Source organism: Candidatus Saccharibacteria bacterium oral taxon 488, from assembly GCA_010202845.1.
Lineage (GTDB): Bacteria > Patescibacteriota > Saccharimonadia > Saccharimonadales > Saccharimonadaceae > Nanosynbacter.
In genome coordinates, this window is the sequence record CP047921.1 from 715130 (window position 1) to 734028 (window position 18899).

Annotated in this window: 16 protein-coding genes; 2 read left to right on the top strand and 14 right to left on the bottom strand. The window is 50.1% G+C overall.

The annotated features are described in order from the left end of the window. Positions 1 to 75 precede the first annotated feature (75 nt). Both GWK78_03800 and dnaJ read right to left on the bottom strand, forming a co-directional pair. The gene (locus GWK78_03800; GenBank protein ID QHU94121.1) at positions 76 to 3189 is read right to left on the bottom strand and encodes a hypothetical protein; all 3114 of its coding nucleotides are present in this window, start codon (positions 3187 to 3189) and stop codon (positions 76 to 78) included. Between the two features lie 61 nt (positions 3190 to 3250). After that, positions 3251 to 4366, bottom strand: a complete 1116-nt coding sequence (gene dnaJ / locus GWK78_03805; GenBank protein ID QHU94122.1) for a molecular chaperone DnaJ — start codon at positions 4364 to 4366, stop codon at positions 3251 to 3253. 82 nt (positions 4367 to 4448) lie between these two features. Between dnaJ and GWK78_03810 the strand changes: the two genes are divergently transcribed. Next, on the top strand, positions 4449 to 5000 hold the full coding sequence (locus tag GWK78_03810) for a CYTH domain-containing protein (GenBank protein QHU94123.1): 552 nt from the start codon (positions 4449 to 4451) through the stop codon (positions 4998 to 5000). An 89-nt stretch (positions 5001 to 5089) separates the two neighbouring features. Here GWK78_03810 and dnaK read toward each other — a convergent pair whose 3' ends face one another. The 7 genes from dnaK to GWK78_03845 form a co-directional block, all read right to left on the bottom strand. After that, positions 5090 to 6982, bottom strand: coding sequence for a molecular chaperone DnaK (dnaK, locus tag GWK78_03815; GenBank protein ID QHU94124.1), 1893 nt, complete (start codon positions 6980 to 6982; stop codon positions 5090 to 5092). Positions 6983 to 7125: 143 nt separating this feature from the next. Further along, a complete protein-coding gene (grpE, locus tag GWK78_03820) occupies positions 7126 to 7650 on the bottom strand; it encodes a nucleotide exchange factor GrpE (protein QHU94125.1) in 525 nt (174 codons plus the stop codon). After that, on the bottom strand, positions 7647 to 7796 hold the full coding sequence (locus GWK78_03825; protein ID QHU94126.1) for a hypothetical protein: 150 nt from the start codon (positions 7794 to 7796) through the stop codon (positions 7647 to 7649). The genes grpE and GWK78_03825 overlap by 4 nt, the downstream gene beginning before the upstream one ends. Then, the gene (locus GWK78_03830; protein ID QHU94127.1) at positions 7796 to 8506 is read right to left on the bottom strand and encodes a transcriptional regulator; all 711 of its coding nucleotides are present in this window, start codon (positions 8504 to 8506) and stop codon (positions 7796 to 7798) included. Before GWK78_03830 ends, GWK78_03825 begins: the two co-directional genes overlap by 1 nt. A 43-nt stretch (positions 8507 to 8549) precedes the next feature. Continuing rightward, the gene (locus tag GWK78_03835; GenBank protein ID QHU94128.1) at positions 8550 to 9950 is read right to left on the bottom strand and encodes a hypothetical protein; all 1401 of its coding nucleotides are present in this window, start codon (positions 9948 to 9950) and stop codon (positions 8550 to 8552) included. Then, complete coding sequence (locus tag GWK78_03840) at positions 9951 to 10670, bottom strand: hypothetical protein (GenBank protein QHU94129.1); 720 nt, start codon at positions 10668 to 10670, stop codon at positions 9951 to 9953. It abuts the gene before it with no gap. A gap of 52 nt (positions 10671 to 10722) precedes the next feature. Next, on the bottom strand, positions 10723 to 11313 hold the full coding sequence (locus tag GWK78_03845) for a hypothetical protein (protein ID QHU94130.1): 591 nt from the start codon (positions 11311 to 11313) through the stop codon (positions 10723 to 10725). Between the two features lie 110 nt (positions 11314 to 11423). On the opposite strand from GWK78_03845, the gene GWK78_03850 reads away from it, so the two are divergent. After that, the gene (locus tag GWK78_03850) at positions 11424 to 11651 is read left to right on the top strand and encodes a hypothetical protein (protein ID QHU94131.1); all 228 of its coding nucleotides are present in this window, start codon (positions 11424 to 11426) and stop codon (positions 11649 to 11651) included. Positions 11652 to 11813: 162 nt separating this feature from the next. Here the strand turns inward: GWK78_03850 and GWK78_03855 are convergent, their stop codons facing one another. The 5 genes from GWK78_03855 to GWK78_03875 form a co-directional block, all read right to left on the bottom strand. Continuing rightward, positions 11814 to 12272, bottom strand: a complete 459-nt coding sequence (locus GWK78_03855) for a hypothetical protein (GenBank protein ID QHU94132.1) — start codon at positions 12270 to 12272, stop codon at positions 11814 to 11816. A gap of 2 nt (positions 12273 to 12274) precedes the next feature. Continuing rightward, complete coding sequence (locus tag GWK78_03860; protein ID QHU94133.1) at positions 12275 to 13237, bottom strand: GTP-binding protein LepA; 963 nt, start codon at positions 13235 to 13237, stop codon at positions 12275 to 12277. A 50-nt stretch (positions 13238 to 13287) separates the two neighbouring features. After that, complete coding sequence (locus GWK78_03865) at positions 13288 to 15699, bottom strand: hypothetical protein (GenBank protein QHU94134.1); 2412 nt, start codon at positions 15697 to 15699, stop codon at positions 13288 to 13290. A gap of 46 nt (positions 15700 to 15745) precedes the next feature. Continuing rightward, entirely contained in the window at positions 15746 to 17449 is a 1704-nt protein-coding gene (locus GWK78_03870; GenBank protein QHU94135.1) for a hypothetical protein, read from the bottom strand. A gap of 197 nt (positions 17450 to 17646) precedes the next feature. After that, on the bottom strand, positions 17647 to 18606 hold the full coding sequence (locus GWK78_03875; GenBank protein QHU94277.1) for a nitroreductase: 960 nt from the start codon (positions 18604 to 18606) through the stop codon (positions 17647 to 17649). Between the last annotated feature and the right edge of the window lie 293 nt (positions 18607 to 18899).

An 18899-nucleotide genomic window follows, 5' to 3' on the forward strand; every position in this document is an offset into this window, starting at 1 on the left:
GCAATCGCCCCTACGTTTTGATTAGCTTAGTCGTCATACAACAAACGTCGACGACGTTGTAATAACACTCTTAAGTTATTTCTGTTTACCCCCTTGTCTTCTCGCTACCACAACCACCACTGCCGTGATAATCGATAGTCCGGCCAGAATAGCCAGCGCATAAGCATAGCCTGACAGCAGATAAATTAAAGCCAACGTCACGCCGACAGCGCCCCAGATAGTAATCAGTCGCCTGCCGAGCGCCAAACCGATGATAACCATCAGCGAATGCTCGACTAAGAACAATATCTTCATAACATTGTCCCCCGCTAGCGCCAGGACAAGGGTTGATAAACTAAATACAGCGAGCGCTAGTGCTAAGTGCGCAATGGTAGATATCTGAGTATATCCTAGCCAGCGCCAGGACATCACCGCCCCCGACAAAATTGCCACTGAACAGAGATATGGCATCACGATACTATGAATCGGTACAATTAGCATATGAACCGTAAACAGAATACCACACAGCACCAAAAGAACACCCGAGTCGAAGTATAGAAGACTCTTCTTCGGCAACCCCTCAGCTATTAGGGCGCTGCCATTGACCGCCCACATTAGTGTTACTAGCAGTACCGCCTCCGTTGCGACACTGGCCGGCATAGCCATCAGCAGTAAAGTCATCGACCAGCCGATAGCACTCCAAAATGATGCATAATACCAATAAACTGATAATTTCTTGGTTCGCGCAGTCACGGCGGCGCCATAAAACACCGCAAAGATAATTAGTGAAACGATCGACATAAACTCAAGCTTAACGCCGAGCCATTGTGCAGTTAAGTAGAATAACAATACCAAACTTGGATGCGCCAATATCGCCATCGGCCGCCAATCCTGCTTGGCATACACTACCATATAAAGTGCCGCGACAGCTGCCAACCAGCCCAAGATTTTGAACGGTAATCCATACGTCGTCAATAGATTTATCATCGGTAATATCACCGCTGGTACCGTAGCAGCCAGCAGAGTCATATCGCTAGTGATTGACGCTCGCTTATTCATCGCTAACGACCAATATACTACCCCGAAGCCGACGAGCACCACCCAAGCAGTGATAGTGAAATTGTCGCTTAGCGGCACGCGTAGCCAATGCAAGAACAGCAACACCAAAGCAATTGTCGCCAAGTATGCTCCGCCCAGATAACCATCCTCACGCCGCCGATAAAACGCATAGTACAGCAGCGCTACTAACGGCAGCCAAACCGCCGGATGAATAGACGAAAAGATGATCAAGATAGCCGCTCCAATAGCAGAATATAACAACAATTCGCGGCACTTAACCGCCGCCTCTTTGCGGTAATTATACAGCCACTCTACCAATAGTAGCAACGACAAGCCGTTCAGCCACGCCATCAAAATGGCAATATCTTCGCCAGCAATCTTGAAATACGAAGCTATCAGCAGTGCCATCAGAAGTAGAGAAGCATGAATACCAATCACTAGACCGTAAGCTTTCTCACGCCACGCAGCGATACCCATGATGACAGCAGCAACCGCCACCGAATCTGACAGATACAGCATGCCTTCTCCTGCTGGATAAGCAGTCAAAAAAGCTAAGGCTATAAACACTGTCATTAACCACCAAGCGGCCGCAGCGCCGTACACTAGTATTGCTTGACTTTTAGTAATATTTGGGCGCTTCAAAACCAGTAATCGGCAGACAACCGGCAGGAAAGTCATAAGCATAAAGATAGAGTAATGTGTATGCAAGGTTGTTATGGGATCGAGGCTAAATAGCCTGACGCCAGCCGGCACTAACAAAATTCCAGACATTACTACCATGCCGCCAAAACGGGCGCGGCGCAGCAATGAAAGCGCCATAAAACTCACTACCGAAACCATACTCAACAGGATAAATATGATCATATCTCTTAGCGGACTTTCGACGCCAGCTATAGTCGATACAGCAGCCAGCGACGCAACGAAACTAATCCACAACACTATTTCGTGCTGCTTGTCGGGCTGCTTTTGGGCATACATCGACCTGATAGACCAAATTATATTACCAAGTGCCGCCACACCCAGCGCTATACCTGTGACCAGACCATCATTATTTGACAGATACATAGTAAAACTAGCAGTCGCCGCCATCAGCAGCACGCGCGCCGTCGTTAGTTCATACGTGCGCATATCCTTTGATTTTTCAACAAAAGCAACAGTAAAATAATATATAACGCTGATGAGCAGCAGCATGCTGACGTCAAGCGTTCCCATATGCACCGACGAACCGATAGCGAGAAGCAAAGTGGACGGGACGATAAACGGATTAACCAGCGTCAACGGCTCGGTGAATTGGCGCGGAAAACGATTAGAAAAATACGCAGCCAAGGTCATCAGGCATCCGAACAATAGCACCGCAGCATAATACCACACCAACTGAGCATGCATAACAGCCGGCAAGCTGGTCGTCATCGTAAACATCGACAGCAGCGAAATATAGGCGAGCGGTTGGCTATTGAGCCTGACTGTAGCATCCACGCATAAGAAAGTGCCGATGAAGGAAGTGGCAAGCCAACACAGCGCTGGATCAATCCCCAAAAGCAAGTGCATGCTCCAGCCGCCGATCGGCACAGCAGCCAGCGCCGTACCAATAAACGCCGTTGAGGCCGGCTTTAAGATCGGTAATCTAGCGTATAACACCTGGCCAGTAACATAATAGACAAAAATAAACAGCCAGACCAAACTAAACCTGAGCTGCGCCGAAAGTTCAATCGTTTGTGCCAATAATAATATACCGGCGGTTAGCAATAATGATGCCGTATAGAGCGCCACATTGATGGTAGTTTGACGATTTTTCTCTTTTTCTTTATTGCTGACAGGGGATAGCCGCTCGACAATCTGTGTCTTTTCGTCGGGAATATTAGTCTTTCCTTCAATTGGCGCGGCATCAGTAGGTGGCGCAGCATCAGGCTCTTCCTCTTCGTCGCCAATTAGCACAAGACCAGTAGACTGCGAAGCTGCAGCCTGATTCTCGGTAATAAGCTTGGCTTGACCGTCGCTACCTTCAATTTTCGCACGGCCATTCTGCGCATCGCACACGCCGTCCCAATAACCGCGCTGATAATCCTCAGATTGACGAGACAGCCGATTACCGCCTCCCTGCGCCACCTTAATTATCACGATGATAATCACTAACAGAAAAATTAATTCCATGCTTAATTCCCCTTATGCTAAATTTAGTATAGCACGAGAAAACTTTTTATGGAGGAATTTGCTACGAAAACAACCCCCGCTTCCGTGCGCCATCAAACTGCTCCAGGAGTTCTCGCTGTTTCTTGCTGAGCTTAGTTGGCGTATCGACAATGACACCGACAATGTGCGGGCCGCGTTCATCATTTCTCAGATGTGGCACGCCGTGGCCTGACAACTTAAAATCAGTCCCCGACTGGGTGCCGGCTGGGATTTTCATTCGCACCGTACCGTCCACGGTCTCGACATCAATTTCCGTTCCCAATGCCGCATCAACCATCGAGATATGCTCTTCTGAAAGGATGATATCGCCTTCACGCGTGAACTTCTTATGGGCTTTGACGCGAATGTGAACGTATAGATCGCCGCGCGGGCCACCCTGAACCGCTTCGCCGCGACCATGCAGGCGGATCGTCGCGCCATCATCAATGCCAGCTGGGATCTTGACCGTAATCTCCTGGCGCTGGCGAGTCGTACCCTTGCCGCCACAGACTGAACAGTTTTGCTCTGGGATCTTGCCACGGCCGTGACAGGTCGGGCAGGTGACTGCTTGCTGAATTTGTCCAAAAATCGAGTTCATGACGCGAGTCTGCTGACCGGAGCCCTTGCAATCCTCACAGGTTTTTAAGCTATGACCTGGCTCGACGCCATCGCCATGACAATGCTCACACTCAGCATCGAGCGTTATATTCAACTTCTTTTCTGCGCCAAACACCGCTTCCTCAAAGGTCAGCGTCACATTGGTTTCAACATCACGACCACGCCGCGAGCCACCCCGTGAACCAGCTGCGCTGCCACCAAAAAATTGGCTAAAAATATCGCCAAACATGCCGCCATCGCCACCAAAGTCGAACTGCACGTTTTGCCCACCAAAGCCACCAAAGCCTTCGAACGGATTACCGCCAAAGCCACCACCCGCCGCGCCGCCGACACCAGCATGACCAAACTGGTCGTAGCGCTGGCGCTTTTGCTTGTCTTTTAGGACTTCATATGCCTCATTGACCTCTTTGAATTTGGCTTCATCACCGCCTTCTTTGTCGGGGTGGTACTTCACCGCTGCCTTACGAAAAGCCTTCTTGATCTCATCCTCAGAAGCGGTTTTCGACACACCTAACACTTCATAATAATCGCGCTTACTCATATATGTTCATTATACGCTTTTAGCACTCGACATGCAAGAGTGCTAGCCTCGCCCGTGCTATACTGAGCATAGAGGAGGTGTTATGAAACGAACAGCAATTATCAATTCAGAAATCAAGGCCCGGTGCGCGGATCAAGAGTCGGTGCGCCACTATCTACGTGAGCACGGCGCGGACTTTAAGGGGACCGACCATCAAATTGACACGTATTTTCATGTACCCGAGGGGCGCCTGAAACTACGTCAAGGGCCGATCGAAAATAACCTTATCTTTTATCAGCGGGCCGATACCAATGGGCCAAAACAATCGACTATCAACTTATCACCCGTGGCGCCGGACTCAACTATTGGCGAGGTGCTAACAGCGGCGCTTGGTGTGCGTGTGGTTGTTGATAAGCAGCGCGAGATTTACTTCATCGACAATGTCAAGTTTCATATCGACACCGTTAAGGGTCTCGGGAATTTTGTCGAAATTGAAGCTATCGACACCGACGGTAAACGAAACGCCGAGGAGCTGGAGCAGCAATGCTCACACTACATGCGTGAACTTGGTATCAAGGATACGGATTTAGTGGTTGGCTCGTATAGTGATTTGCTGGAGGGTGCAGCTCTTTCCGAGTTAGCCGCAAACAATTGACTAGTGACAGATAGCGTACACTGAGTTCACAAGAATATAAAACTACCCCCGATAGAGGGGGCAGTTCATGTTACGAGTTGGTGCCGAGACTACTTCTCGTCAACCACCTCGCCCTCGACTGGCTCATCCTTGTCAGACTTTTTATCGTCCTTGGACTCATCAGTCTTGTTGTCCTCAGCAGCTTGCTGATACATCTTGGCGCCGATTGGCATGATGGCATCCTGCAGTGCTTTGGCTGCTGCTTCCAGCTCGTCTTTGTCGTCAGCGTCTTTGTGCTTTTCCGCTTCCTTAACCGCTTCGTCAATCGCCTTCTTGTCGTCGTCAGAAATCTTATCCTTAAACTCGTCTGGCATTTTCTTTGCCTGATAGATGGCGTTTTCTAGCTGGTTTTTGGCGTCAACCGTTTCACGCTTTTTCTTGTCCTCGTCAGCGTGTAGTTCGGCTTCTTTCTGGGCTTTTTCAATATCTTCCTTACTCATGTTACCAGAGTTTTGGATGGTGATTGATTGCTCCTTGCCAGTACCCTTGTCCTTAGCCGTAACATTGAGGATGCCGTTAGCGTCGATATTGAACGTCACTTCAATCTGCGGCACGCCGCGCGGTGCTGGCGCGATGCCGTCAAGCACAAAACGACCCAAACTCTTGTTGTCATTGGCAAATTCGCGCTCACCCTGCAAGACGTGAATCTCCACTTGCGGCTGGTTATCGGCAGCCGTCGAGAATACTTCGCTCTTGCTGGTCGGCACGGTGGTATTGCGCTCGATCAGCTTGGTCGACACACCGCCCATCGTCTCGATACCAAGACTGAGCGGCGTCACGTCCAGCAGCAGCACGTCCTTGACGTCGCCTGCCAACACGCCGCCTTGAATAGCTGCACCGACAGCCACCACTTCGTCTGGATTGACTCCCTGCATCGGGTCTTTGCCAAACAATTTCTTCACCCGCTCGACCACTGCTGGCATACGGGTCATACCGCCAACCATGACGACATTATTGATGTCAGATTTGCTGAGTTTGGCGTCTTTGAGCGCCTTCTCGACCGGACCGTCCAAACGCGCCAACAAATCTTTCACCAAATCTTCCAACTTCGCCCGCGTCAGGCTCAGTTCAAAGTGCTTTGGCCCATCAGCATCAGCGGTGATGAATGGAATGTTAACTTCGTATTCAGTGACTGTCGATAGCTCCTTCTTGGCCTTTTCGGCTTCGTCCTTCAGGCGCTGCATGGCTGCATTGTCTTTGCGTAGGTCGATGCCTTCTTTAGACTTAAAGTCATCCAGGAAATAGTTAACGATGATATTGTCAAAGTCCTCACCGCCCAGGTGAGTGTCGCCATTCGTGGCCTTCACCTCAAACACGCCGTCGCCCAATTCCAACACCGACACGTCGAAGGTACCACCGCCAAGGTCAAACACCACGATAGTTTCGTCATTTTTGCCTTTCTCCAGGCCGTACGCCAAAGCAGCGGCCGTCGGCTCATTAATGATGCGCTTAACTTCCAGGCCGGCGATTTTACCAGCGTCTTTGGTCGCCTGGCGCTGCGAATCGTCAAAGTAGGCTGGCACGGTGATGACTGCTTCGGTGACTTTTTCGCCGAGGAACGCCTCGGCGTCGGCCTTGATTTTGCCGAGAATCATGGCTGAAACTTCTTCTGGCGTGTATTCCTTGCCACCCATTTCCACGGCCACACCCGCACCTTTCTTGACGATCTTAAACGGCATGAGGCCACGGTCTTTTTGGACTTCTTTGTCATCAAACTTACGGCCAATAAAGCGCTTGACACCATAAATTGTATTCTTTGGATTAGTCACACGCTGACGCTGCGCCACTTGTCCGACCAAGCGTTCGCCCTTTTTATTAATCGCTACCACTGATGGCGTGGTACGGTTACCCTCAGCATTAGCGATAACTTCCGGCTTGCCTGCCAGCATATACGCAAAAGCACTGTTGGTTGTACCGAGGTCAATTCCGATAATTTTACCCATATGATTCCCCTTTCTTTGTTATGATCACATCTGGTATTTGCTTATATTCATTTTAGCACTCTTTATTCACGAGTGCCAACTATTTCAGTATAAATAATTAGCACTCCCGTGTCAAGAGTGCTAATTCATTTTGTGACGACTAATTATTTCTCTGATGCGTCAGTATTTTCTTTGACATCCGCCCGCGTTGATTCCGATGACTGGCGCGTCACCTTAACCATCGCATCGCGAATCACCGCGCCGTCTAGCGTATAGCCAGCACGTAGTTCCTCAGCAATCACCTCTTTGTCGCCTTCGGCTTCTTCATCAAATTGAACGGCTTGATGCAGCTCAGGATTAAATAATGTGCCAGGTTTAGCGTTAATTTTCTCGAGGCCGATTTCCTTGAGTTGCTTGTCGAGTTGTTTACCCAGGCCAGCCACGCCTTTCGCCCACGGATTATCTTTCAGCTCCTCCGGCACATTGGCAATCGCCCGCTCAATCGTATCGATCACTGGCAGCAGTTTCATCACCGACTTCGCCTGGCCCATTTGGTGTGCCGATTGCTTCTCCGCCTCCACGCGCTTGCGATAGTTCTCGAAATCCGCCCGCGTCCGCTGCAAATCCAGCGTCAACTCGCCCAATTGCTGCTCTAAATCTTCAGTTTTGTTAGCTTTATTCTTTGTCATTTTTTCCTCCTTCTGAACGGCCAAAACGGCTCGTGGCCATATGTGCAGGGGAAAAGCACGATCATAGCTATGAAAATAATAATCAAAATAATCACTACTAGCCACGTTGGCAAGCCGCTCAGTAGTCCACCAATCCACTCAGCCATTACAATACCTCCTCTAACATCGCACCGGTTCGCCTAACCAGCTCCATCGTTCGACGGTAATTCTGCCGAGTCGGACCGATCACACCGATGTAACTATTATTACTAAACTGTGAACAAAACCTACTAATAATCAACGTTGCTCCAGAACTTTTACCAATCGGATTTTCGCTGCCGATAAACACATTCAGCGGCTGGTTCGGCGCTGCTTCACGTAGCCACGGCTCGATATTATCAATCAACCTGGCAATCGCCTGCACATGATCGCCCTCGACAAACTCCGGCTGACTAAACAGCTGCGTCATGCCATTCATATACAAGTGCGTACCAAACGACGCAAAGCCAAAGTTACCCGTCAACTCCACCAAGCTGTCAACGGCGCTGCGAATTGCCCGGTCGGACGTATCAACGTGCGAATTAACATGCGCTTCGATCGCTCTCGCACTGCGATCGATGCCGCTCGGCAGCTCCGTCATCTGCGCGTCGGTGATGCCATTGACATAAAAGCGATAGCCCTTGTCGGTGGGAATGCGCCCAGCGCTGGTGTGTGGCGCCTCGATAAAACCCATCTCCTCGAGCTTGGCCATTTCGCTGCGAATCGTGGCGCTGGACACGCCAAACAACTTGGCCAGCGTCACGCTGCCAACTGGCGCCGCAATCTCGGCATATTGCTCAATGATGGCAGCTAAAATCGCCTGTTGACGTTCGGTCATAGGCTCATTGTAGCATGAATCTGGCACTCATCGCAAGCGAGTGCTAATGCGACCTTGCCGCGCGCCTGGCCTGGCTACGTGCTCGCGTAAATCGCCTGGCGGCGTCTGACGAAAACATTAGCACCGCTACAATATTCAGCCCGATGAACAGCAGCATACTGGCTGTCGACCAGGTTATCTTGCCGATGGTCAAGGTGAATGAGTTAGCGATAACCGCCAGCCCGGATATCATCATCAATACCAGCCGCAATCGATTACTACCGCTAAATGTCCGACTCACCAGCACGATGGTTGTAATCACCCACACCACGCCAATGATAATCGACGAACCAATCAGCCAATTAGCAATCACCGCCGCGTCATTCACCTGACCATCCACCATCAGCTCAGCCACCATCTGGCTGTGAAATTGGTCAATCGCAAGTAACTCAACAACGGTGTTGATGATACTGACCGCCAGCGCCGCAAACATTGCCACCACGCCAAACGCAATCTGTGGCGGTCGCCGACTCCAAAATTGCTGTATCAATGTATCGTGCGCCACCGGCATTACCTCGTGCGAAGTAGCATCGAGAATCACCTCGTCGCGCTCCTCTATCAAGGACTGGTTGGCGCGCACTCGCCCGACCTCAAGCACTGGCAGATCGCCATCGGTCTGAATGGTGTCGCCGCCACCGTTACGCGAATGATACCCGGTGGAAAAATCTTTCAGAGTGGTCACCCCGATCGAGGCTCGCGCCTTGAGCGCTGACTGGACGATATAATCCCGCTCAATGTCAGTATTCTCATCAATCTTATGGGTAATCTGCAGTGTGAACAGGCTAAAGCCAACACTTCTATCGTACGTTCCCGCCGCCAGCCAATCCACCCGATGACCGCCCGGCAGCAGCCAGCCCTGTGGGCAACGCCAGAAACGCACGTGATGGCGCTTGCCGGGATTACCGTCAACTTCCTGCTGGTAGGTAAAGTCCTGCCACCGACCAAATAAAAACAGTGATGAAACTGGCGCCTGCGGATAGCTACGCCGCGTCAGGGTCGCTACTATCATCCGCCACGATGAACGCACCGTAATCTCTTCTGCCAACGTCCAGCCAGCCGCGGTCATCGCTTGATGGACCTGTGCCTCCGAGCCGCGCAAGGCTAGATTAACTGGATCACCTAGCAGTCCGTCTGCCGTCCGTGTCCGCCCGATGAAATAATTCGGTACGTATAGACTACTCAGGATACGATGCAGCCGCGGCAGTGCCAGGTAAGCCGTAATCAGCCACACCACTATAAACAACCCGACCATCCACCAGCCGCCCGAATGCCAGCCCTCGCGCCACACGAGCCACGCCAGCCAGAACGATGCCGCACCGGCTAATAAGAAAAAGATCTGGTCAAGCAACCCCGACAACGACCAAAACGGTCGCCTGAGCGAAAACGACGACTTCTTCGTCGCCATCTAGGCTGCGTCCTCACCCATCAAATAATCAAGGAGATCCCGCGCTATCAACCGCGCCTCATCATCACGCCGATTAAACACGTCACCGCGCTCAATAATTTCGCCGCAAACCCGCACCGCTCGAGTCAAATCATCATTGATAATCACGTGGTAATACGGTACTTCCAGCGCATGACTGAGCTCGGCGATGGCCGACTGGCGGCGCTTCGGCCAGGCCGTTTGAAATTCTGCTTCCGTCGCGTACCGCTGCTTTAATCGCTCCAGCCATGTCGGATAATCCGGCGGCACGATAAAGATAGCTATACAGCCCGGTGCCAATTGCTCATACTCAGCCACGCCCTGTACGTCAATGTCGGTGATCGCCGTCTGCTGATGATCGTGCGCCAACTGCAGCTCGGCTGTCGAGGTACCATACACCTTGCCGTGAACGAACTTGGCCTCAATGAACTGATGGTGTTCGAGCATGGTTAGTGCGGTTGCTTGATCAATAAAATAATAATCAACGCCGTCGCGCTCTGGCTGACCGTTATTTGCCCGTGGCTCCCGCGTGGTGTGCGACACGATATCGCGAAATGACGGTGATCGCAATAACCGCCTTTTAATCGTATCCTTGCCCGCGCCGGAAATACCGGTTAGCAGTGCAATTTTAGTATCTCGCACCAGCGCTACGGCCGCTTCGGTCGGCCGGTACCCCCTGATGACACGTTCAAGATCTGACATATGAGTATTATACCAGATTATTGACTAAGCTTCCGGGGGCAGCTGCGACTTCTTATCTATGCACCATGTCCATCGCCCGAATATGCGGTGGACGATGCGTTAGCTGAGGGCGGCGAGACGGCACAGCGATGTGAGCACGGGAATGAGCGGTGGCTTGTGGGTGGGTCAGCTCCTTTGGCTGCGGTGGTAATTTTGGCTGGGTTGGCAGCTGATGCGGTTGGGATAGCGGGCGCTTGACAGTCGATTGCGTATCAGCATGCGGCGTACTGGCACGAGGACTAGTATGCGGGCGGCAAGTGGTTGGTTTGGACGCCGCTTGGGGCGCTGTAACTGATGGTTGGTTTGGACGCCGAGATGACGCAGCGGCTACGGGATTAAGCGGACGAGTCGGGCTCGAAGGCTGAGATGAAAGCGGCGGCTTCGTCAGCGGCGGGTGTGGCGGATGTGATGAGAGCGGCTTGACTGGCTGAGCCTTGACGGAAGAAAGTTTGTTGAGCGGGCGCTTGGCCGGAGCTGGCACCAAAGCAGTGGGCTTGATCAGTGAAGCGCGTGACGGTGAGAGGGCATGCTTTGGCGGCTGGGGCTTGACGGACGGCTTGGTAAATGATGCGCTTCGCGAGCGCTGGACGCTACGCGGCGGCATAATGTCATGAAAGACTGCCGGTTTTTTAGGGTGAGGTTTAGCCGGCAGATTGGGAGCGGGAGTCTTTTGAGGAGCGGCAGAACGCGAGCGAGGTAACTGAGTAGAAGGTTGTGGTGGCACAATGCGAGACGCAGCCGAAGAACGAGCTGACTGCGCGGCTACAGTTTGCCGTTGAATACTATGACGCCGAGCCGGAGCAGCCGCAGAGTGAGGAGAGTGTGGCGTGGGCGGCGCAAAAGACGCCTGCGCGGCCGCTGGGCGCTGACGCGACACTGATGCTTCCGCGTCAACATCTGATACCTCGCCCTTACGACGGTTGCCGAGCCGAGCTTTTTTGAATAGCTTCATCAACTTCATCAGCGCCACCTCATCCTTTGGGAGATGTCGATACCGAAAATGATTACGGTCAGCTGGTCGATATGACTCTCCTTCCTCTGATTGATTCTGTCACCATTATACCGGTTATGCTCAGTGATTTCAAGCGGCCAACCGCTCAGCCGCTAGAGCAGCTCATCCAGCACTGATTGCCAGTCAGGAAACTGCGGAGTACCGAAATGGATGTGCCAGCCAACAAACTCAGCAGCACCCCTGGCCGTCCGATCATCAATCAAGATATCACCCCGGCTCAACTGTTTGACCGACGAAAAGATAACCTTACGATAGAAAATATTTTCCTGACCATCGCCGCCAAAATACCGTTTCACCCACGCCAGCTTATCACCCAACGCCGTCGGATTTTCCCATGGTGATGACGACAGGATGTATAGATCATACTTTTCCTTCAGCTTATCAACCGCCTCAAGGGCGCCCGGCATCGGATCCATCAATGCAAAAACACCCGGAATATTGTCATACTCACCCGCAAACTTCTCCAGCATCTCAGGCGGAACCTTCGTCAAAGCCGACGTAAAATCCACGAGTACACCGTCCATATCAAGGTAAATAATTGGTTTCTTCATAATCAATCCCTCTTTAACATCACCATAAACGCTTCTGATGGAATGTCAACCTTGCCAAAGCGTTTCATGCGCTTTTTGCCGCGAGCTTGTTTGGCGAGAAGTTTCTTTTTTCGGCTGACATCGCCGCCGTAGAGGTAGCCGGTGACATCTTTGCGGTAAGCACCGATGTTTTCGCGAGCGATGAATTTGCCGCCAATTGCTGCCTGCAGTGCCACCTCAAAGCTCTGACGCGGCACCACGTCTTTCAGCTTTTTGACGATCTCACGACCCAAACCTGGCGCCTCCGAGCGGTGACACATGACGCTCAGCGCATCAACCATTTCACCCGCCACGTAGAAATCCACCCGCACCAAATCTTCCGGCTGATAGCCCGCCAGTTCATAATTAAACGAGCCGTAGCCGCTGGTTACCGACTTCAATTGATCATAAAAATCCGTCAGCAAATTGGCCAGCGGTGCCGTAAACGAAATCAGTGCCCGCTCGTCGATGTAACTGAGGTTTTTTTGCCGACCGCGCTTGGCGACAATCAGCTGAATCACCGCACCGATATAGTCCTGCGGCACCACAATCTCACCATCAATCCACGGCTCGCGAACCTCGGTGATCTGCACTGGATCGGGCAATTCGCTGGCTGACTTGATGTCCAGCTCCTCGCCGTTGGTGAGGCTAACTTGGTAATCCGTGCTCGGATTGGTGACAATAAGATCCAGATTATACTCACGCTCCAGCCGCTCACGAATAATATCCATGTGTAGCAGCCCCAAAAAGCCAATCCGCACACCATACCCCAACACTGGTGAATTCTCCGGCTCAAACTGCAGCGCCGAATCGCTCAGACTCAGCTTTTCAATAGCCTCCTTCAGATCATTGTAATCTTCGTTGGACACCGGGAAAAAGCCCGCGTAGACGAAGGGCTTGACTTCTTTGTAGCCGGGCAGGGGCTGGACGGTGATTTTTTCAGTCATAACTGCCTACTATTATATCAGTTGAGCGTTTACCTACTCAACTGATCGCGTCAACGAATTGGTCCATGTGGAGGTGTGACTATTCCTGCCCGTATAGCCCTGACATATTTGCCCAAGCTGCCCGGCATGTCACGCCAAAATTCATCGTCATATCGCCCCGACAAGACATCTGCCAAACGCTTGTCCTGATAGTGCTCGATTTGCTCGTATAGCTCACACAATCGCCAGATGATAAGCTGGTCGCTGTAGCTTGTTAAGCCTACATGTTTTAGGTTGTTAAACTGACCAACTAGCTGACGCATAATCTTAATGTTAGTATCTTCTGTAGACAGCAAGTCACTCACGAACTCATTTATATCAAACTTTCCTAACGGCGGTTTAACTAGGCTTATAAACTCAATAAATCTCGGCAGACACTTCTTCTCCTTCGCCTCTTTCGCTAACTCACCAAAATCTGCTTCGACACCCCAATACAATTCTTCTTCCTCTACAGAATCATTAGTAACCAGCCTACCGTCTCCAAACACATCATCAAACTCACCGCCCATCTCCTTGACTAATGGCTCCGCAAAACGCTTGTATTCACGGAATAGTTCGACACCCTTCCCGTCTTTTATTAAACCATTGATGACATCCATGCAGCTACTATCAGCACCGTATCCATAGAGATTACGGTAAATATCTAGCTGGTCTATGCCATAACGCTTTTGATAGCGTTCGTCTCGCGTAAAGAATACGCCCCTATCATAGAAAAATACCTTAAGCTTCTCCGCCTGATCAATATGGCGATCAAGGACCAGTCCACCCAGTTTGTCAATAGCCAAAATACCATGATAAGCTATAGTTTCCACGTCCTCCACAAAATCACGTTCCGCTCGTGCAGATTGCAGCTTAGCGATACCGCCGTTTTTCCAGAAATAGCTTTCGCCAACACTACTATCAGCCCCAAACCACAGCATCATGATGTCCCTTAGGGACAGATCCTCCCCCTTTTGCTGCTTGGTACAAATCTCATCAATCTTTTCGATTGTATGTATGGTGTCCAATTTATCCTGACCATTAGATAATTCACCGATTCTCTCATGCAGTGCATCTGTCATACACGACTCAACTCGACAGTCATCGCCATCAATCCCCAAAATCATTTTTATATCACCACCTTCACCCAGACACATCATGATACGAGGAATATTGTATCTACCGGTTGTGAATACAAGTATCTTAGTGATATTTCTATGGCCAAAGGAATCGTAACTTGATAGTGCAACCTTATACAAAAAGTCATAAATAGAGCCTGAGTCACCAGGGAACCAGCCGGTACATTGACCCTCAAGTAACGCCTGCACCTCCTCGGCTGTACCTTTTTGGGGCGTGGAAGAATCCTTATACTTACAAATTATTTCATGCCACTCCCCTTGAGTCTCTCGACGTCGCTCTTGCCCTAGGCCTGTTCGGATCGCTACCTCCCTGCCATACAGCTCACCAAACTTAGCCGCCTCCAGTTCATCGGGCCTATATTTCCACAAAGTTTCATATACCGCCTCAAGCGCCGCAGGATTTACCTCTGGCAAAAGTCTCTTGCTACCAGTTCGGCGAACATCAAATGTTTTGGTTTGCGGATTAAACTCTCCTAGTTCTGGACAGGCATCGATCACATAGGACAAAAACCAGTCAGGATATCTCCCGGCCTCCAATGCCGCCTTCCACTCGCCCAGACGCCCAAGCTGTGCCTTATGAAAGTTACCAACCAACTTAATCTGCGTATCATGATTGTACCAAGCTTCGTCAAGGCCGAATCGTTCACTCCAACGAGGCGACGAAGATGATAACTGACGCAGCTCCTCTTCACTAGGCAAACTGTTGACAATCTTACTTTCGGCCACCGGTATCGACATAATATATGAACGATACGGATATCTGTCCGGACCAGTATACCAGTTGGGCTTGGTGGTACTTTGCTGAGGCGGCAGTGGCGATTCTTCCTCCTCTAAGTCTGTTGTTTTACCTAGGATATACCGAGTTAGCAACCTCAGCTTCTTTGTATCGTCAGCCGGATTTTTTGAACCGTATACATTCCCCAGGCGGCTATACCTCTTCACCAGTATCTCCAGGTTGCCATCCCGCCATTCACTACCTAGCCTAGTAAAGATATCGCTTGCGAGTAGTCGCTCCAACTCCTCTGGAGTAGCATGCTCAGTCATGACGTCAAATACTGCAAATATTCTCGCGCTTCGTTCCTGAGACTTCCAGCCCTCCTCTGGATCTTTAAACTCATCCAAAGATATACGGAGAGCTTCCGCCATTTGGCCAGCTACATCAAACGTGTCGGGCGCTTCTTTTCGAAGTTGCGCTACAACCTGACCCATCTTGTCAGCGGAAACATAGTCTTTGCGAAGCTCACCTTCTAGGGTCGGATCAAGAGCGGGTCTATCAGGTGTCTCCCGATATTTATCAATCATCATTGATCACGATTATACTACTTTTTAATAATTTGTCAATTATATTATGCTAGCAGGTTGCACCCTGGCGAGTTTTCTTCAGTATCTCAGCAATCTTCTCCTTTTGCTCGGGGCTGTAGAAATAGCCTAACGCTTTACTCATACCACCGCCTTTCCCCTTAGCACGGTATCGTGACGGCTGTCCAAAATTGGGGTCGTTCCTTATTAAACTATCAACTATCCTATCAAATAGAGGGGCACTACAATGTAACTCACGCATGATCTCTTTTTTTACTTGATACCCTTCAGGAGCCAACTCCGTATAGCCTTCACTTCTGAGATACTTACCTATCTTATCAACTTGCTCCGGTGACAAGCCTTCACGAATTCTCACCTGACCACTTTCAGCGACAAATCTATAGATTTCAGGCCGTAGGTTCAGCAAGTCCATGGCATCTCTCACCAATTTCAAACCCACCCCAAGGCGCTTTGTTGCCGTACTTATCATGGCATATCCCTCTGGTGGTGGAGGCGCAAATAACCCATTCTCCTGTGCTTTTCTCATAATCATTGCCTGCTGCTCCGGACTATAAAACTCGTGCACCTGACCAGAACGACACTTTATACCATCAGATAGGACACCAGCTTTTTTAAGTTCTCTTGCTATCCTTATCAGTGCCATCACTGTCACATCTACAGTTTTGGCGAGAGCAGTGATTGTCAAATACCCCTCTGGGGGCGGCTGTGTAAACAACCCTCTCTCCTCAAGCCTTTTTCGTATTACTTCAACCTGCTCTTCAGTAAAAATTGATTGCTCTTCTCCATACCAATCTCGCTTAGCTACACATCCCAACAAACCCTCCTGATTCAATTCAGCAATGTGTCTTACGATGGTGCGATACACTACTCCAAACTTAGCTGCCAATTGATTGGCATTCATCATCCCCTCTTCATTCGCCTGAGGGGGATTTAGATAATTACCCCCGCGCCGGGTATCCACCCCAGCTGATTGCTGAATATCATTCGCTAGCGCCTCCACTAGGTGCGGCACAAACTGCTTGTCGCAGCGTACCGATACACCACAGTCTGGATATTGCTCCATCACCCCCGCAAGCTGCGTTTTCGTACAGGTAGCCAGCTTTGCCCGCTCTTCTTCTGGCAGCCGCGTTGTATCAAATACAAAGGTACCGTTACCGTAGGCGTCACAAATTAGCACCGTCCGCTCGAGCGGTGGGATATTCACCTCATGGTATGGCTCTTGGCGCATCATCGCTGTCTCCACTGACCCACGACGAATCTGTAATGCTTCGCCGCTCGGCTCAATACCAAATTCATTTGCCAACACGAATAGCAGTGTTTTCAGCCGGGGTTGGCGAGTCGCCCTCTCACGGTGGGGCGCCTCGGACACACTGGCGGTAGGCCCGGGCCGCTCATCGGGTGGCACAAAGACATGGTCAGTCGATTCAATCTGGCCAATAACCGTATCAATAGCTATGAGCTGCTCCGCTTTGTCAGCAATATGGCCAAGCAACTCATTGAGCGGCTCTATGCCGTAGTAAGCAAACACCGCATTCTCCCTTTCACCAGAATTGTCTAGCCAAATCGTTGGCTGATGGTTGTATACTTGCACCATATCATTAATTAGCTGGATCAATTTATCCAAGGCAGCCTCAGCGTAGGTATCGACATTTTCAACCGTCAACGGTTGATTAATAATTTCCTCTACACTGCTTGCAAAGTCCTTGCCATGATCAATACTACCGAGTCGCTCCATGTACGATATTATAGCATCTTATACTATTATTGTAAATAGTGGGCCCTCTCAATCACAAATAACCACCTTAACCCAGCCACATATTCTTTACTGAATCCCATAATGGCACACTCATGTCTTTATCAAATTGAAAATTTAGTTCTCATTAGTGGATTATCGGGTCGGCAAGGGCGCTCAATCCTCTATAATAATGTCTTTTAATAGGTCGGTTTAGAATAAGCCTGCTGTTCGCCATAGCCGATGCGTAGCAAAATAGTCGGATATTCTCCGGCCAGACCCAGTGTCTTTGCCATTTCTGCGGCAATTTCTGGCTGCTCATTTGGCTGGTTCAGATAGGCATGAGCGATCCCAAGCTCCGTGGCAGTCAGCAAGAAACGCTGCAGCGTCCGACCCAAACTCACCCATTCGCACCGACTATTTTCTCTCGTCGTAAAAAGAACCAGATGAGAAGCCGATGCTATCTTTTCGCGATCGGCCTTATTCTGCGTCTTAGCATTGATAGCCATCGACATGATCGGCTCAGCCATCCAGCGCGGCACATTAGGCGCGCCAAACACAGCATAACTCAGCCCGTCAAGTGTTTGATCTTGATGCTTCTTGTTAAATCGCATCCAGCTTTTCAATTCAGCCTTAAACGCCTCATTTTGCATTTGACGTACATTTCCTTGAAAGACACATTGTTCAATATCATGAAATTGCTCTGTTTGATGTGCGTAATAATGAACTGAGACACCCTTTTCATTGCTAACGGATTGTAGTTTCTTTAGTGCATCCGGAGCAATTTCCTCACCGGTATAAATGCTACGATTAATCTGCCGTGCATCTATCTGTTCGAACAATGGACTCGGCTTGATACCAGCATCTTCTGTAAGTGAAATCGTGATAACTCCCGTATCACCAATTGAAATGGTAGATTTATAGCCCTTGGTTTGCGCTGCCAAGCAGAGGTTCTCGGCTGCACAGCCCAGACTCACGAATAACTCCCTGTTGTCAGGGTCGACTACTGGTAGCTTTCTGTCAAAATCAGGATAAATTTCTACCGCCGACTCGTTCTGACGAAATTTCCACGGCTGAGTATTATGGCCTGACGGCGCCTTGACAGCTTGCGCAACCAAAAATTCAAAGCTAGCTGATGATATGTTGTTACTGCGAGACATTCTTACCATAATTCTACCCAATACACGAGCCTTCCCATCTCGTTAGCTACTTCTTATAACCAAGTATACTCACCCTATAGGAGCGAGGTCAATCAATATCGCCAAGACTAAGCTTTCAGCCATTCTTCTTGAAATCATTGTAATCCTCGTTAGATGCCAGGAAAAAGCCTGACTATCCTACTTACACCATTCTAACCGCCTGAGTCATGACCTTAGGCGGGCGAGAGTGTTCTATGTATTGCCAGACAGATGTCGCAGGCTAGATTGGTCTATATTACCAACTCGTATGCATG

Coding starts and splice junctions, on each gene's coding strand:
- GWK78_03800 (QHU94121.1), bottom strand. CDS start 3,189: ATGGAATTAATTTTTCTGTTAGTGATTATCATCGTGATAATTAAGGTG.
- dnaJ (QHU94122.1), bottom strand. CDS start 4,366: ATGAGTAAGCGCGATTATTATGAAGTGTTAGGTGTGTCGAAAACCGCT.
- GWK78_03810 (QHU94123.1), top strand. CDS start 4,449: ATGAAACGAACAGCAATTATCAATTCAGAAATCAAGGCCCGGTGCGCG.
- dnaK (QHU94124.1), bottom strand. CDS start 6,982: ATGGGTAAAATTATCGGAATTGACCTCGGTACAACCAACAGTGCTTTT.
- grpE (QHU94125.1), bottom strand. CDS start 7,650: ATGACAAAGAATAAAGCTAACAAAACTGAAGATTTAGAGCAGCAATTG.
- GWK78_03825 (QHU94126.1), bottom strand. CDS start 7,796: ATGGCTGAGTGGATTGGTGGACTACTGAGCGGCTTGCCAACGTGGCTA.
- GWK78_03830 (QHU94127.1), bottom strand. CDS start 8,506: ATGACCGAACGTCAACAGGCGATTTTAGCTGCCATCATTGAGCAATAT.
- GWK78_03835 (QHU94128.1), bottom strand. CDS start 9,950: ATGGCGACGAAGAAGTCGTCGTTTTCGCTCAGGCGACCGTTTTGGTCG.
- GWK78_03840 (QHU94129.1), bottom strand. CDS start 10,670: ATGTCAGATCTTGAACGTGTCATCAGGGGGTACCGGCCGACCGAAGCG.
- GWK78_03845 (QHU94130.1), bottom strand. CDS start 11,313: ATGCCGCCGCGTAGCGTCCAGCGCTCGCGAAGCGCATCATTTACCAAG.
- GWK78_03855 (QHU94132.1), bottom strand. CDS start 12,272: ATGAAGAAACCAATTATTTACCTTGATATGGACGGTGTACTCGTGGAT.
- GWK78_03860 (QHU94133.1), bottom strand. CDS start 13,237: ATGACTGAAAAAATCACCGTCCAGCCCCTGCCCGGCTACAAAGAAGTC.
- GWK78_03865 (QHU94134.1), bottom strand. CDS start 15,699: ATGATGATTGATAAATATCGGGAGACACCTGATAGACCCGCTCTTGAT.
- GWK78_03870 (QHU94135.1), bottom strand. CDS start 17,449: ATGGAGCGACTCGGTAGTATTGATCATGGCAAGGACTTTGCAAGCAGT.
- GWK78_03875 (QHU94277.1), bottom strand. CDS start 18,606: ATGTCTCGCAGTAACAACATATCATCAGCTAGCTTTGAATTTTTGGTT.